Origin of the sequence: Streptomyces sp. NBC_01439 (genome assembly GCF_036227605.1) — a bacterium.
Lineage (GTDB): Bacteria > Actinomycetota > Actinomycetes > Streptomycetales > Streptomycetaceae > Streptomyces.
Map to the genome: position 1 here is coordinate 9,123,255 of NZ_CP109487.1, position 16,778 is coordinate 9,140,032.

At 74.0% G+C, this 16,778-nt stretch carries 8 protein-coding genes; all 8 read left to right on the plus strand.

Annotation, left to right across the window (positions count from 1 at the left end; all coding sequences use genetic code 11):
* Positions 1 to 228: 228 nt before the first annotated feature.
* Positions 229 to 2,082, plus strand: coding sequence for a Stealth CR1 domain-containing protein (locus OG207_RS41620; protein ID WP_329106629.1), 1,854 nt, complete (start codon positions 229 to 231; stop codon positions 2,080 to 2,082).
* Positions 2,083 to 2,301: 219 nt separating this feature from the next.
* The gene (locus OG207_RS41625) at positions 2,302 to 3,450 is read left to right on the plus strand and encodes a glutamate--cysteine ligase (protein ID WP_329108256.1); all 1,149 of its coding nucleotides are present in this window, start codon (positions 2,302 to 2,304) and stop codon (positions 3,448 to 3,450) included.
* 400 nt (positions 3,451 to 3,850) lie between these two features.
* On the plus strand, positions 3,851 to 5,197 hold the full coding sequence (locus OG207_RS41630; protein WP_329106632.1) for an MFS transporter: 1,347 nt from the start codon (positions 3,851 to 3,853) through the stop codon (positions 5,195 to 5,197).
* 106 nt (positions 5,198 to 5,303) lie between these two features.
* A complete protein-coding gene (locus tag OG207_RS41635; protein ID WP_329106634.1) occupies positions 5,304 to 6,593 on the plus strand; it encodes a condensation domain-containing protein in 1,290 nt (429 codons plus the stop codon).
* A gap of 299 nt (positions 6,594 to 6,892) precedes the next feature.
* Positions 6,893 to 10,054 (plus strand): non-ribosomal peptide synthetase, encoded by a 3,162-nt coding sequence (locus OG207_RS41640; protein ID WP_329106636.1) that lies wholly within the window; start codon positions 6,893 to 6,895, stop codon positions 10,052 to 10,054.
* A complete protein-coding gene (locus tag OG207_RS41645; RefSeq protein WP_329106638.1) occupies positions 10,054 to 11,952 on the plus strand; it encodes a non-ribosomal peptide synthetase in 1,899 nt (632 codons plus the stop codon). The genes OG207_RS41640 and OG207_RS41645 overlap by 1 nt, the downstream gene beginning before the upstream one ends.
* Position 11,953: 1 nt before the next feature.
* Positions 11,954 to 13,789: a non-ribosomal peptide synthetase gene (locus tag OG207_RS41650; protein ID WP_329106640.1), complete on the plus strand. Its 1,836-nt coding sequence runs from the start codon at positions 11,954 to 11,956 to the stop codon at positions 13,787 to 13,789.
* Positions 13,779 to 16,736 carry a condensation domain-containing protein gene (locus OG207_RS41655; protein WP_329106642.1) on the plus strand — a complete coding sequence of 986 codons (2,958 nt, stop codon included), beginning with the start codon at positions 13,779 to 13,781 and terminating at the stop codon, positions 16,734 to 16,736. Before OG207_RS41650 ends, OG207_RS41655 begins: the two co-directional genes overlap by 11 nt.
* Positions 16,737 to 16,778: the final 42 nt, after the last annotated feature.

The window sequence follows — 16,778 nt, forward strand, 5'->3', positions numbered from 1 at the left end:
CGGGCCGCGGCACCAGAGGTGCGGGGGAGCGGCGCGCTGGGCCGTCGGCGCACCTGAGAATCGGCTGTGGGTCGGGGCGGCGGCACTCACGACCCTTGCGTGAAAAGCGAACAACAGCAAAAGTGAGCGTGAACAAGGTACCCACCGTTGCCGCTGAGCGCGCCGCTCCTGCCCGGGACGCTCGGCCGACCGGCTGCAGCGCACCGGCACCCCACACCGAGGTCGTACATGCAGGGTGTTCACCGCCTTCTCCTGCCCGCCGGGTTGCGCAAACTCGCCCGGACGCTGCGTCGCCCCGGGGGCGTTCCGCCGCAGCCCGGACCCGCCGGGCGGGAGCGCACCGGCGGCAGGATCCCCCCGTCCAGCGGGCTCACCTCCCGTGAGGAGGAGCTGCTGGCGACCGTGCCCGGCCTGATCCGGCACTGCGGTCGACTCGTGACCGTACGCGACGACCTGCTCCCCGCCGATGCCCGTACCGCCAGTCTCCGGTCGGTCGCCGAGGCCCTGGAGGACGCGGCCGTCTCCTACGGGCTGGTCCCCGACGGGGAGCTCGTCCACCGGGTGGCCATCGCGCCGGGCGACCGGGCCGCGGCCTTGAAGGCCTGCGCCGCCGCCTTCACGGGGCTCCCCGTCTACGCACGTCTGCTCACCGCCGACGGGGAAGCCGGGGACGTGCTCGCCGAGGACCTCCCGGCGGCGGTCGAGTCCGCCGAGACCGCGGGGGTGACGGACGGGGAAGGAGCGGCACACACCGCTCGCGTGCGGGCCGTACGCATCCACCGGCCGGTCATCACCTCCGGCCGGACCCTGACGTACGGCCGCGAAACCGGCTGTGACCTGGAGTTCTGGGAGGTGCCCGACTCCGGCGAGGGCGCGCTCGCCGTGCTGCGCGAGACCCCGTACGGCTGGTGGGTGCCTTCCCTCGCCGCCTCCACCATCCGCCGCATCGACGACCGCGAGTACCCCGTCGTCGACTGCTTCTCGAGCCGCTTCCCCGATGACATCGACTTCCCGATCGACGCGGTGATCACCTGGGTTGACGCCGCCGACCCCGCGTGGCGCCGCCGTCGGGACCGGGCCGCCGAGGCGGAGGCTGGCTCGGACCGCCCTTCCGGCACCGACGGGACCGACGGGACCGACGGGACCGACGGGACCGACGGGACCGCGGTGATCGACTTCGCCGAGAACCGCTACCGCGACCGCGGCGAGCTCCGTTACTGCCTGCGCTCCATCGCCGCCTACGCACCCTGGGTCCGGCGCGTCTTCCTCGTCACCGACGACCAGGCCCCCGCCTGGCTGGCGGCCGACCATCCGCACATCACGGTCATCGACCATCGCGAGCTGTCCACGGAACCGACGGCCCCCGCGGTGTTCAACTCCCACGCCATCGAGAGCCGACTGCACCACATCCCGGGCCTCGCCGAGCACTTCCTCTACTTCAACGACGACATCTTCCTCGGCAGGCCCCAGCGCCCGCAGAACTACTTCCTGCCCTCCGGACTGCCCAAGGTCTTCCACGACTGGCGGGCGGTGGACCCGGGCGGCCGGGCCGGGGACGACGTGTTCACCTCGTCCCAGAAGGTCACCCGGCAGGCCGTCGAGGAGGCCGTCGGCCGCACCTATCCCCACATCCTGGCGCACACCCCGTACCCCCTCACCCGGTCCGCCTTCACCCGCGTCGAGGAGCTGCTGCCCGGTCGGCTCGCCGCCACCGCCCGTTCCGTCTTCCGCAGCGCCGAGGACCTCGCCCCCGTCACCCTCGCCGCCCACCTGGCGCTCGCCGAGGGACGTGCCGTCGAGGGCGACCTCAGGTACGCGTACGTCAGCACCGCGCGCCGCGCCGAGATCGAGCGGCTGCCGGACCTGGCCGTCGAGCGCGGCCACGACGCCTTCTGCCTCGCGGACGACGAGGACCCGGACGGACGCGACGGGGGCGACGGGGGCGGAAGCGGAGGCGGAGGCGGGCTGTCGGCGGTGCAGCAGAACCAGGTCGTCGCGGCCTTTCTGGAGGCCTACTTCCCGGTGCCCTCTCCGTTCGAACAGCAGCCGGCTCCGTCCGGGACCGAGGCCTCCCGGGGGTGACGCTTTCGCCCCGGCCATCATGCCCGGCCTTCGGCGGCGGCCACGGCGCGGGTCGGATTCCGGCCCCGTAGGGCGGCCGCGCCTCGCCCGCGGAGCCCCCGCCACCTGCTGTTCTGTAGATCTCGGTCCGGCGGATTGCCTTCCGCATATCCACGGCGAGCCCGGGCAGACGCTGACCACCGATCGGTGGCACAGGACGACGAGGCGATGGGCGATTGCATGCGAAGCGTGGGCGTGGAGGAAGAGCTGCTGCTGGCGGACGCGGACAGCGGGGAGCCGCTGGCCGTGTCGGGAGCCGTGCTCGCCGAAGCCGACCGCGCCGCCGCAACCGCCGGTGCGGCGGACGGAAAGGACCCCGGCCACACTTTCGAGGCGGAGCTCCAGGAGGAGCAGGTCGAGTTCGGCACGAGACCGGTGACGGAGATGGGCGAACTGCAGGAGGAGATCCTCCGGTGGCGCGCCGAGGCGGCCCGGCACGCCGCGGCGGCCGGTGCGGTCGTGGCGGCGATCGGCACCTCACCGTTGGTCGTCCGCCCCTCGATGTCCCCCGGACACCGCTACGAGTGGGTGTCGCGGCAGTTCGGCATGACCGCCCAGGAGCAGCTGACCTGCGGCTGTCACGTCCACGTGTCGGTGGAGTCGGACGAAGAGGGGGTGGCCGTACTGGACCGCATCCGGCTCTGGCTGCCCGTACTGACCGCGATGAGCGCAAACTCCCCGTTCTGGCAGGGGGAGGACACCGGCTACGGCAGCTACCGCAGCCGGGTCTGGAACCGGCTGCCGGCCGCCGGGCCGGTGGACGTCTTCGGCTCCGCCGACCACTACCACGCGGAGGTGCGGGCCATGGTCGAGTCGGGCGTGCTGCGCGACACGGGGATGGTCTGGTTCGACGCGCGGCTGTCCGCGTCCTACCCGACGGTGGAGGTCAGGGTCGCGGACGTGTGCCTCGACGCGTCGACCCCCGTCCTGCTGGCCGCCCTCGTACGCGCCCTGGTGGAGACCGCGGCCCGGGAGTGGCGAGCCGGTGAGCCTCCGGCGAGGGTCAGCACCGGGCTGCTCCGGCTCGCGTCGTGGCAGGCGGGCCGCTCGGGACTGGACGGTCCCTTGTTGCACCCCGAAACACTGCGGGAGACCGCGCCCGAGGTCGCCGTCGACGCGCTCTACCGGCACGTCGGCGAGGCCCTGGCCGACTCCGGCGACGAGGAGTTCGTGCGGGCCGCGATCGCCGGCCTCCTGGAGCACGGGAACGGCGCGCGCGTCCAGCGGAGCCTGCTGCGGTCGGAGGGGGACCTGGCCTCGGTCGTCCGGCACTGCGCGCGCCGGACCACGGCCGGCATCGACCGGGCGGCCCGGGACCTGCCGCGCTGACGGGGAGCAGGCGGCAGGGGGCGGTCCGGGTGGCTTCCCGGGCCCGCCCGACCGTCAACTGGCCGCACTCCGCCGCCGCTTGGGACGCGAGTTCGTCCGGTGGCGTTCATAACTGACGGAACGGATGCCTCCGCGGGGGTGTGATCACAGGTGACCCTTTTCGGTCAGGATGGAACCAGTTACTCAAGGTAAGGGGCATCGTTCGGCTCCTCGCCGCGCCCCCCTGTCCCCCCTTGTCTCACCTGCCCCACGTGTCACACGCAATCGGCAGCAATTAACGCGGCTGTACCCAGGATGGTGCGAAAGATTTCCCGATCTGTGTCCACAAGGCCGCAAAACAAGTCCGAAAGTGACAGGTTTGCTTTGACTCCTGGGCGATGGATCCGTGAATGTCGTTCACATGTCCGACACATCTCGAGCCGCCACCGGTGGCCCTATGCGCTTGCGCGACTTCCGACTGTTACTCGCGGGAGCCGCCACCGGACAGTTCGGTGCACAGGTGACACTGGTGGCGCTGCCCCTCGTGGCCGTCCTCGAACTCGACGCTCCCGCCTTCCAAGTGGGCCTGCTGACCGCCGCGGAGACCGCCGCCTTCCTGCTCGTCGGGCTGCCCGCCGGGGCACTCACCGACCGCATGCGCAAGCGGCCCCTGATGATCCGCGCGGACCTGGTGCGCGCCGTGGCCATGGCCAGCATCCCCGTTGCCGCGCTCGCCGACGTCCTGACCATGGCCCAGCTGTACGCCGTCGCGCTCGTGACCGGCGTGGCGACCGTGTTCTTCGACGTCGCCCATCAGAGCTACCTGCCGCAGATCCTGCCCCGTGACCAACTCGTGGCCGGCAACGGCGCACTGGAGACCGTCCGTTCCACCGCCCAAGTGACCGGCCCCGGTATCGGCGGCGGCCTGGTCCAGCTCGTCGGAGCGCAGTTCGCGGTCATCGTCGACGCCATCGGCTACGTGCTCTCCGCCCTCTTCCTCCTGCGCATCGAGCGGGCCGAGGAAGCGCCCGAGCCCGCTGCTGCCGGAGGCTCCCTGCGCAAGGAGATCGGCGAGGGCCTCCGCTTCGTCTTCGGCCATCCGCTGCTCCGCGTCATCGCCCTCACGACCGGCCTCGCCAACTTCTCCACGGCGGTCCTCATGGCGACACAGACCGTGCACCTGGTCCGTGTCGTCGGCCTGGAGGCCGGCGGGCTCGGGCTGGTGCTGTCCGCGTCGGCCGTAGGAGGGCTCCTGGGTGCCCTGTGCGCCGGACGCATCGCCAACCGACTGGGGCAGGGCCGGGTCATCCTCCTGTCGCTCCTCGTGACCGGCCCGTTCGCACTGCTGTGGCCGCTGTCCGGGCACGGCGTCGCCGGAGCGGTCCTCTTCGCCGCCGGATCGGCGGTCGTCTCCTTCGGCGCCGTCGTCTACAACGTCGCCCAGGTCAGCTTCCGCCAGGGGATGTGCCCACCACGGCTGCTCGGCCGGATGAACGCCACCCTGCGCTTCCTCATGTGGGGCACCTTGCCGCTGGGCGCGCTCCTCGGCGGAGCCCTCGCCCAGTCCTACGGGTCGCGCACGGCACTCGCCTGGTGCGCCGTCGGCATCCTCGCCGTACCGCTGCCGCTGCTGTTCTCCCCGCTGCGCCGGATGCGGGACCTGCCCGGTCCGCCGGACGACGGTGGCGCCGACGCCACCGACGGGACACCGCGGGACACGACCTCCGCCGGAGGCGACGAACGGCCGGCCCCCGCACCCACCGCCTGACCACCGCCCGACCACCGTTCGGCGAGCGGGGACGACCCCTGAGCGCGCACCGCGCCCGCCGCCACACCGTTCCGCGAGCGACCGCGGCCACGACGAAGAGGACCACGTGCTCAGCATCACGAGTCAGTACCTGGCCCTCTACCGGCGCCTCGCCGGCGACCGGTCCGACACCCTGCTGCCGGTCACCGGAGCACAGCGCCGCTTCCTGCTGGTGCGTTCGCTGGACCCGTCCGGACGCCCCGACGTGGTGCCGATGTTCTTCGCGTTCCCGTCCGCAACCGTCGACCCCGAACGCCTGCGGGCAGCGGCATCCAGGCTCGCCGCACGGCACACCGCCCTGCGCTCACGGCCCGACGTCGTCCGCGGCACACCCGTCCTGCGCGTCGCCGATCCGGACGTCACCGTGACCCGATCGGCCCTCGTACCGGGGGAGTCGCCCGCCGACGGGCTCCGTCGCGCGCTGGCCTCCTGGGACGCGCAGGGTCCCCCCTTGCGGCTCTTCCTCGTACACGACGAGCAGCGCGAGGAGGACATCCTCGCCGTCGCCCTGGACCACGCCGTCTGCGACGGCCGTTCACTGGCACGGATCGTCGACGAACTCGGCGCCGCGTACGGCGAGGAAGCCCCCAGACCCCAGGTAGAACCGGAGGAGACGGAAGCCGAACTCGCCGCCTACCGGGACGCGGTCCTGAGTCAACTCGCCGCCGAGGAAAGGGCGGAGACGCCCGAAGCGGCCGCGTACTGGGCGGACCGGCTGCGCGCGCTGCGCGCCCACGCCCCGGCCCCCCGTCCGGCGCGCGTGCCCGAGGGCGCATGGCCCAGCGGCGCCGCGCAGGCCCGGCTGCCCGCGCACGACGGTGGCGTGTCCTTCCCCGGGCTGCTCGACGCCTGCCGCTCCGCCGCCCGCGAGCTGTACGGCCCCGGCCGCGCGGTCCCGCTCGGCTACCCGTGGGGCGGCCGTCCCACGGGAGCGGAACCGGTCGTCGGTTGCTTCCTCAACACCCTCGTCTTCCCCACCTACACCGGCCACGGACCCGGCCCGGAAGTGACCGCCGACGCGTGGTGGGACGATCTCGACCGGGCCGACGTACCGTTCGACGCGGTCGTGACCGCGGCGCGGGCCGCCGGCTCGGCCTGGACGGGAGGCCTCGACGGACTGCTCACCGTGGACGACGACAGCCGTCGCCCGCCCCTGACGCTCGCCGGCGTCGAGGGACGGGAGGTCCACGTCGACGGCAGACCGGTTCGCGGTCCCTTCGCCGTCTCCGTCACCCAGGGAGCGGAGATCCGCGTGCAGATGGCGTGGGACCGGGCGGTGTTCGACGACGAGACCGCGCACCGGGCCTTCGACGCGCTCAGCCGGGCGCTGCGCCCCTCGGAGCACACCACGCAGTGACCCCGTCGCCCGGACGCCGCCGAAGGCTCCGGGAACGACGCGCACCCGTGACCTCCCGCCACACCACCGACCCGCGGCCACCGCGCACCGGTGCCCACGCGCAACCGCAGCGCTCGGCACCCGGCACCCGGTACCGCAGCGCAGCCCACGCGGCCGTGCACCCCGAACTTCCCCACGGCATCCCCCCACGGCCCCACCCGTGGAACGCGGCACCGCGCGACCCGCGAAGCCGCCCGCACGACCACCGGACACGACCGTGACCGGCACGGAGACCGACCCGACAACCTCAGGGATCGCCCATGCTTCCCCTCTCCTCCTCGCAGGAGATCGTCTGGCTGCACGAGCAGATGCAGCCCGGCAGTCGCGCCTACAACTTCACCGCTTCACTGGACCTGTGGGGCACCCTCGACAGCGAGGCGCTGCGCCGGGGGCTCGAAGCCACCTTGGCCCGCCACCCCGGCCTGCGGCTCGAACTCGTCGCCTCCACCGGGTCGGTACCGGCGCAGCGGGTCGCGCAGCAGTGCGCGCCGCGACTGCGCACGGTCGACCTCAGCACCGAGGAGGACCCCGACGCGGCCTTCGCCCGTCTCCTGCGCACCGAGGCCGAGACACCGCTCGACACCTTCGAGGCACCGCTCATCCGCTGGACGCTCGTGCGACTGGCCGAGCGCCACCACCGCCTGATCCACGTCGAGCACCACCTGATCCACGACGGGCACTCCTTCGCGATCCTGCTCGACGACGTCTTCCGCGTATACCGCGCCCACGTCCTCGGCGAAACCCTGGAGCTCCCGACCGCCTCCTCCTACGCGGACCACGTCCAGGAGCGGGCCGAGGCCGCGTACGCCCCCGCATCGCTCGACTTCTGGCGGGCCGAACTGCGCGACCAGCAGCACGACCTGCCGCTGCCCGGTCTGACCCGCCCCGGCGCCCGGCGCAAGCACCACGGCGGACAGCTGCGCCAGACGATCGGCGCGGATCTCGCCGAACGCCTGCGCACGCACGCCCGCGAACGCGGACTCACCCCCTTCTCCACGCTCCTCGGACTCTTCGCCGAACTCCTGCGCCGGCACAGCGGCCGCTCCCGCATGGTCATCGGCACCGCCGTCGGCAACCGCCCCCTCGGCTACGAGGACGCCGTGGGCATGTTCGTCAACACCATCCCACTGCCGCTCGTCCTAGACGGCGCGGCCCCCGCCCAGGACGCCATGGACGAGGTCACCGACACCCTCATCCGGGCCCTGCCGCACCAGGACGTACCGGTCCAGGAGCTGACCCGGGCGCTCGGCATGCATACCTCCGGCGCCGACAACCCGCTCTTCTCGGTCATGTTCAGCGCCCACGACGCACCGCTGCCCGAGATCGACGTGCCCGGTCTCGACATCACCCTCTTCGAGGGCTTCAACACCGGCACCACCCGCTTCGACCTCGACGTGGTCCTGCTCCCGGACGACCGGCGCGGCGTCACCCCGCGCCACGGATCGCCCGGTATGACGTTGGTCTGGGACTACGACATGGACCTCTTCGGCGAAGACGTCGCCCGTCTCGTCTCCGGCCGCTTCCTGGACCTGCTGCGCGCCTACCTCGACAGCCCCGAGACTCCGCTGGCCGACCTGCACCCGACCGTCGCGGAGCCGGCCGCCGCGCCCGTGCCCGTCCCCGCCGACCGCGATCCGCTGGACCCGGTGGCCGCGCACCACCCGTCGCTGCCCGCCCTGCTGTGCGGCGCCCGCCGCCTCACCTACGGCGAACTCGACGAACGCGTCGGCTCGCTCGCCGAGCGACTGAAGGCCGCCGGTGTGACCCCCGGTCGGCCGGTGGCCGCGGTCCTGCCCAGGGGGACCGAATCGGTCGTCGCCCTGCTCGCCTGCCTGCGGACCGGCGCCGTCTACTGCCCGCTCTCCCCGTCCGACCCGCCGGCCCGGCTCGGACTGCTGCTGGAACGGCTCGCTCCCGCGCTCGTCCTCATCGGCGACGCCACCCCGGCCCTGCCCGAAGCACTGCCGACCGCCCGGATCGACGCCCCGGTACTGCCGTCCGCGCACGGAACCGCCGAACTTCCCGGCACGGCGTACGTCATCCACACCTCCGGATCCACCGGCACGCCCAAGCCCGTCGCCGTCGGTCCCGAGGCACTGGTGCACCACATGACGGCGACCGCCGACCGGTTCGGCCTCACCATCTCGGACCGGGTCCTGATGTTCGCCCAGCCGTCCTTCGACGTGGCGCTCGAGGAGGTGCTGCCGACCCTGCACGCCGGTGCGTGCCTGGTCCTGCCCGAGCACGAGGTACCCACGGGCGCGGAGCTCGCCGAACTGCTGACGTCCGCCCGGGTCACCGTCGCCAACCTGCCCACCAGCTACTTCCTCGCCACCCGCGAGGACCTGCGTCCCGCCCTGCGCGACGAGAGCTGGACGCCCAGGCTCCTGGTCCTCGGCGGCGAGCGCCTTCCCGTGGAGGCACTGCGCGGTGTCCTCGCCGACACCGACGCCACCGTGCTCAACGCGTACGGCGTCACAGAGGCGGCCATCAGCTCGACCGTCCACGAGATCTCCCGCGACGCCCTCGCCGAGGGGTCCGAGATCCCCCTGGGCACCGAGCTCCCGGGCGAGCGGGTCCACGTCCTGGACGCCCACCACCGCCCGCTGCCGTCCGGCGCCGTCGGCGAACTCGCCGTTGCCGGACCCGGGCTCGCCCAGGGCTACGCGGGCAACGCGGAGGCGACGGCCGCCCGGTTCGTCCACGTCGAGGCACTCGACGGGCAGCGCGTCTACCTCACCGGGGACCTCGGCTACCGTGGTCTGGACGGCCTGCTCTACTTCCTCGGGCGGCGCGACCACCAGATCAAGCTGCGCGGTCACCGCATCGAGCTGGAGGAGATCGAGGCGGCCGCCTCCGCAGTGCTGGGCGGCCGGTCCTGCGCCGTCGTACTGGACCGGGAGGGCCCCGGCGGGCCCCGGCTCGTCGGCTTCCTCGAAGACGGGGCAGAGGGCGCGGCCTTCGACGAGAAGGCCCTGCACGCCGAGCTGAGCCGCCGCCTGCCCGGCCCCCTCGTGCCCGCCCGGTGGGCACGGCTGGACAACATGCCGACCCTCGCCGGCGGCAAGCCCGACCGTACGGCACTGTCCCGCCGGGCCGCGGCGCTCGACCCCGACGAAGCCACGGCAACGCCCGAGCCCGGAACCAGCTCCGAGCCCGGCGCGGCCCCCACGGACGTGTCCGACGATCCGATGACGGCCTTGCTCACCGAAGGCTGGCGCACGGTCCTCGGCCACAGCCGGTTCGACGCCCGCTCCCACTTCTTCCACAGCGGGGGCCATTCCCTGCTGGCGGCCGAGCTGGCCGCCTGGCTGGAGCCCCGGCTGGGCACGCGCCCGCCGCTGAAGGTGCTCTTCCGCAACCCCGTGCTCGCCGACCAGGCCGATGCCCTCGCCACCACCGCCCTTTCCACGGAGTCGTGATGACCCAGTCCCCGATCGCAGTCGTCCTTCCCGCGACGCCCACCGACACCGGACCCGCGCTGAGCGTCGCCCACGGTCCCTCCGCCGAACCGACCGGAGTGCTCGCCCACTTCGAGGAATGGGCCCGGCGCACCCCGCAGGCCCCGGCAGTGATCGACCGCACACAACTCTGGACGTACCAGGACCTCGACGCGGCGGCCGAGCTGGTCGCCGCGGACCTGGCCGACCGCGTCCGCCCCGGTGACCTGGTCGGCGTCTGCCTCGACCGGTCCACCGCCCTGGTGGTGACCGCCGTCGCGCTCGCCCGGCTCGGCGCCGTCTACCTACCGCTCGGCCCCCGCCCCGGCGAGCGCCGCATCCAGGCCGTCACCGAGGACCTCGACGTCACCTGCCTCATCGGCGACCCCGGCGTCCTGCCCGCGGAACACCGCAGCGGGGAGCACGTCCCGCTGCCGCTGCCCACCGGCGGTGTCAACGCCCCCACCACCGCGGTGGCGGCCTTCGCCGACTCCGTCCGAGGCGTCCGGCGCGCACCCCGAGGAGCCTTGTACGCCGTCCTCACCTCCGGTTCCACCGGCCGCCCCAAGGCGGTCGCCGTGGCCGAGTCCTCGCTGTCCGTCGCCCTCGACTGGTACCGGGCCGAGACCGGCCTCGCACCGGGCGACCGCCAGTCCCTGCTCATCGGCGTCGCGTTCGACCCGCACCTGCTCGAACTGTGGGCCGCCCTGACCTCGGGTGCCGCCCTCGTCCCGGCCCCGGACGACACCCGCTGGGACTCGCACGTACTCACCGACTGGTGGCGTGACACCGGCCTCACCCACGCCGTGGCGGCCACTCCCACCGTCGAACCGCTCCTGGACCGGCCCTGGCCGCAGGGCCTGAAGCTGCGTCACCTCGTCGTCGGCGGCGACCGCATGCGCCGCCGCCCCGGCGCCGACGTCACCGCGACCGTCCACAACGCCTACGGCCCCGCGGAAGCTACCGTCGTCACCACCACCCATACCATGCGCGGCACCGACCCGGAAGCCGGCGACCCGACCCCGCCCCCCATCGGCACCGCACTGCCGGGCGTCACCCTCGTCGTCACGGACGACGGGGGCCGCCCCGTCGCCCGCGGGCAGGAGGGCGAACTGCGCATCGGCGGCCACTGCCTGGCGCTCGGCTACCTCGACCCCGAACTCACCGCCCGCCGGTTCACCTCGCCCGCGCCGGAACCGGCACTGCCGGAGATCGACCGCCTCTACCGCACCGGCGACCGGGTACGGATGAACGCCGACGGCAGCCTGGACTTCCTCGGCCGCCTCGACGACCAGGTGAAGATCAGCGGCGTGCGGATCGAACCGGTCGAGGTGGAAGCCGCCTTCGAGCATGACCCCCGGGTGCGCACCGCCGTCGTCACCGTGCTGCGCGACAGCTCCGGCCACGGCCGCCTCGTCGCCCACGTACGGCCCGCCGACGGCGTCGAACCCACGGCGGGGGACCTCCTCGACGCCGTCCGGTCCTGGCTTCCCGAGCAAGCCGTCCCCACCGCCGTACGGATCGTCGACGGCTTCCCGCTCGACGCCAACGGCAAGGTGGACCGGCCGGCCCTGGCAGCCCGGGCCACCGGCGCACCCCGGAGCGCCACCACGGACGAGCCCGCAGATGCCACCGCCTCCGCCTCCGAGCTGCTCGTGCTGGGGGCGCTGCGCGACCTCCTCGGCCGGCCCGGCATCGGCCTCGACGACCACTTCACCGACGCCGGCGGCACCTCCGTCGTCGCCGCACGACTGCTGGCAACCGTCGAACGCGAGACCGGAGTGCGCCTGCGCGCCCCCGAGCTGCTGCGCAGCACCGACCTGCGCGCCTTCGCCGCCCTCCTCGACCAGCGCCGGACCCCGCGCCCGGAAGGAGCCTGACATGACACCCACCACCCTGCGGCCCGCCGCCCCGGCGACCGCCCTGCCGGCACTCGTCGCGCGGCACGCCGAACTCACCCCCGACGCCCTCGCCGTCGTGGACGGCGACACCACCCTCACCTACGGCCGACTCCTCCAGGCCGGCCACGCCCTCGCGGCACACCTGCGCACGCAGGACGTGGCTCGCGGCGACCGGGTGGCGCTCCTGACGGCGCGGTCGTCCCGCACGGTCGTGGCGCAGCTCGGGCTGTGGCTGGCGGGAGCCGCGTGCGTGCCGCTCGATCCCGCCCAGCCCCGCCCGCGTACCGAGGCGATGATCGCCGACGCGGAGGTGACGCTCACCATCGGCGACGCGAAGCTGCTGGACGCGGCCGCACTCCCCGGCCCCGTCCTCGCCCTGCCCGAGGAGCCGCTCACGACCGGTCGACCGGTCGACGAGTCCGACCCGGACAGCCCGGCATTCATCATGTTCACCTCCGGATCCACCGGCCGCCCCAAGGGCGTCCTCGTACCGCACCGGGCCATCACCGAGCTGGTCACCGCGCCCGACTACGTCACCCTCACCGGCCGCGACCGCGTCCTGTTCCACTCGCCGATGACCTTCGACGCCTCCACGTTCGAGGTCTGGGGCGCGCTCGCGGGCGGCGCCGCGGTCGTCGTCTGCACCGAGCAGCGGCCGTCCTTGGAGGACCTCGCCCGGCACGTCGAACGGCACGGCGTGACCGTGGCCTTCTTCACCACGGCCCTCTTCCACCAGCTCGCCGCACGTCGCTCCCGCGTCTTCGCCCAGCTCCGATCGGTCGTCGTGGGCGGCGAGGCGATGGCCGCCGCGCCGGCCCGTGAAGTGCTCACCGCCTTCCCCTGGCTGGAGCTCGTCAACGGCTACGGGCCGACCGAGACCACCACCTTCGCCACCGCCCACCGGGTCACCGGGCAGGACTGCGCCGGGCCGATACCGATCGGCAGGCCCATCGCAGGGGCCACCGCGCACGTCCTGGACGCCGAAGGGCACCCGGTCGCCGACGGTGACCGCGGCGAACTGTGGATCGGCGGCAGCAGGCTCGCCCACGGGTACACGGGCCTGCCCGCACTCACGGCCGAACGCTTCGTCGAGCATCCCGCCGCCGCCGGCGAGCGGCTCTACCGCACGGGCGACATCGTCTCCCTCAGGCCCGACGGCATCCTCCACTTCCACGGCCGCAACGACGACCAGGTGAAGATCCGCGGCTTCCGCATCGAACCGGCCGAGGTCGAACACGCCCTCCGTGAGCAGCCGGACGTGGACGACGCTGCCGTCGCCGTCGACGTCGCCGGCACCCCCGGGGCCCGCCTCGTCGCGTTCGTCGTCCCCGCGCCCGGCCCCGTACCGCACGGCGCGGCACTGCGCGAGCGGCTCACCGCAGTCCTGCCCGCCCACCTGGTTCCCGACACGGTCACCGTGCTGGAGCGGCTGCCCCTCACCCCGGCCGGCAAGGTCGACCGCCGCGCCCTCGCCGCACGCGCGCACACCGCCGAGAGCCCGCCCGCCGACGAGCCGGCGGCGCAGATGACACCGCTGGAACAGGCCGTCGCCGAGGTGTGGAGCCAGGCCCTGGGCGTCGAGGTCACGCGCGCCGACGACGAGTTCCTCCTCCTCGGCGGCCATTCCCTCCTCGCCCTCGCCGTCACCGACGACCTGCGCGAGGAACTCGGTGTGGAACTCTCCCTCGCCGAGTTCTTCGCCGCCCCGACCGTCGCAGCCCAGGCCGCGCTGGTCGAACGCGCACTCCTGGCCGCCCACGCAGACCTCCACCCCGAGACCGAGACCGAGACCCCGGAGCACAGCGATGTCCACTGACACCGACTCCGCGGCCCGCGGCAGCCGGCAGCAACTCCAGCAGGAGCTGCTGCGCCGGGCCCGCGCCGGAACCGCCCGCCGCGCGACGGCCGGAGCCGAGCCGATCTCCGGCGCGGGCACCGGCCAGGACGGCCACGCATCCCAGACCGAAAGCGCCCCCCTCTCCCGCGCCCAGCGCCGCATGTGGCTGATGGAGCGGCTCGGCGGCGCGGGCGACTCGTACCACGTACCGTTCGCCACCCGGGTACGCGGTCCGTTCGACGTGGCCGCGTTCGCCACCGCCCTCACGCGGCTGGTGGCCCGGCACGGCATCCTCCGCACCCGCTACGCGGAGCGCGCGGGCGAGCCCCACCAGGAGGTGCTGCCCACGCCGCGGACGGTCCCCGTGCACGTGGTCGACGCCGGCCCGACGGACGCCCCGGACCTGCTGCGGCGCGAGTCGGCCCGGCCGTTCGACCTCGCGGCCGGCGACGCGGTACGGGCCCTCGTCCTGCGCCACGGCCCGCAGGACCACACCGTGCTGCTGACGTTCCACCACATCGCCGTGGACGGAGCCTCACTGGAGACCGTGGCCACCGAGCTCGCCGTCCTCTACACGGCGGCCACCGACGGAACGGGTCGACACGCGCTCGCCGCACCGCCGCAGTACGCCGACCACGCACGCCGCGAGCACGACGACCTGCCCGGCTTCGAGGCGGAACTGAACCGCTGGAGCGACCTACTGGCCGACGCCGCCCCGCCGCGCCTGCCCCGGCCGGCGGCGGCCGCACCCTCCACAGCGGCGCGCCCCGGTGCCGCGCACACCGTTCCGTTGGCGCCGGAGGTGCCGGATACCCTGCGGGCGCTGGGAGCACAGCGGCAGGCCACGCTCTTCGCGGTGTCCCTCACTGCGGCCTTCGCCGCACTGCACCGCCTCACCGGCGACGACGACCTCGTCATCGGCGTGGCGGGCACCCACCGCAGCGGAACCGCCATGCGCGGCCTGGTCGGCCTGTGCGTCAACACCCTGCCCGTACGGGTGGACGTCTCCGGCGACCCGTCCTTCGCCGAGCTGCTGCGCCGCGTGAGCGACGCGCTCCTCGAAGCCCAGCGCCACCGGCACATCCCCTTCGACCTGGTCCTCGAACGCCTCGGCGCCGGGGCCCGCGGCGCCGACGGCACCGCACTGGTCCGTGTCACCTCCGACGTCCTCGGCGAGCCGACGGTACTGCGGCTGCCGGGTACGACGGCCGAATACGTCGACATCCCCTCCGACGGCGCGAAGTTCACCCTGTCCTACGGCCTGCTCCCGGGCGACGACGGTGCACCGCCCCGGGCGCTCCTCCAGTACGACGCGAACACGCTGGACGACACCGTGGCGGAGGCGGCCGCACGGGACTACGCGGCCCTGCTCCACGCGGTCGCGGACGACCCGGAACTCGCCCTGAGCAAGCTGCCCCTCCCCGGTCCGAGCGGCGGCTCCGGCCCCGGGGACGGAGCCGACCGGGACGGCGACCGCCACCCGGCCGCGCAAGCCCTGCGCGCCCACCCGAGCGTGGCCGACGCCATGGTGGTCCAGCCCGAACAGGGGTCGTCCGTGGCCTATGTCGTCCTGCACGACAGCTTCGGCCCGTCCGGTCACGAACTGCTGGGCCTGCTGCGCCGGTCGCTCGCGCCCGGGGCCGTGCCCGCCACGGTCACGCTGCTCGACGCGCTGCCGCGCTCGGCCTCCGGGACGCTCGACCCCGCCCGGCTGCCAGGGCCGTCCCTACCGAGCGCCCCGTCCGGCCCGCGGGCCCGGGCGATCGAGGAGGGCTTCACCGCCGTGCTCGGCGTCGCCCCGTCGCCGGACGACGACTTCTTCGCCCTCGGCGGCCACTCCCTGAAGGCCGTGCAGCTCGCCGAACGGCTGCGTACGGACCTCGGCCTGCCGCTCACGGGCCTCGACGTGCTCCAGGCCCGCACCCCCCGGGCGCTGACCGTGCTCCTCGACGAACGGGCGGCGCAGCAGAGCGCCGCGAAGACCGTGAGCAGGCCGGCCCCCCGTTCCCGGGACGTTCGCCCGGGCACCGTGCTCGTCACCGGCGCGACGGGTGGCGTGGGCGCGTTCGTCGTACGTGAACTCGCCGCCCGGGGCCGTCCCGTGCTGGCCCTGGCCCGCCCCGAGTCCGCCCATCTGATCGCCACCGAGGGCGTCGACGTCATCGAAGGCGACCTCACCGACCTGGCCGAGCTGCGGGACGCCGTCGCACAGGCGGACGCGGTCGTCCACGCCGCCTGTACCTTCACCCGGCACGACGTGGACCTGGCGGCGATGGAGGCGATGGTCGACGCCTGGCGGCGCGGACCGTTCGTCTTCGTCAGCAGCGTCGACGCCTACGGGCATCCCGGGACGGACCGGGTCGCCGAGGAGTCGCCGCCCCACGAGCCCGTCAGCCCGTACGGGAGGGCCAAGCTCGATTGCGAGGCCATGGTGTTGCGCGCCGCGGGGACCGAGGGGCGCGGGGGCGCGAGCGCCGTACGGTCGCCGATCGTCTGGGGCGCGCACGACCGGCTGCGCGAACAGTTGCGCTGGGGCGCCCTCGGCACCCTCTACCAGTCCGCCCTCCAGGGCCGGCCGATCGACCTGCCGCGCCCCGGTACCGGCGGACACGACTGGTACGGAGCCGCCTGGGTGCACGCGGCCGCCCTGGCCCGTGCGGTGGCCGCGTGCCTGGAACGGCCCGTGCACGGAGTCGCCAACGCGTGCAGCGGCCACGTGTCCTGGCACGACCTGGCACAGGACCTCACGGAACTGCTCGGCTCCCGCGCGGACATCCGGGGGACCGGGGCGGTCCCGCGGGACCTCGATCACCGCTGGCACTACGACAGCGCCCGCCTGGCCCGTCCACTGCGCGCCCGCCCGGGAGAGGACCGGCGGACCGTACTGGCCGAGATGATCGACGCCATGCCACCCGACAACGGCTGACACACCGCGTGCGCCCGGAGCCTCCAGGACACTCCGGGCGCA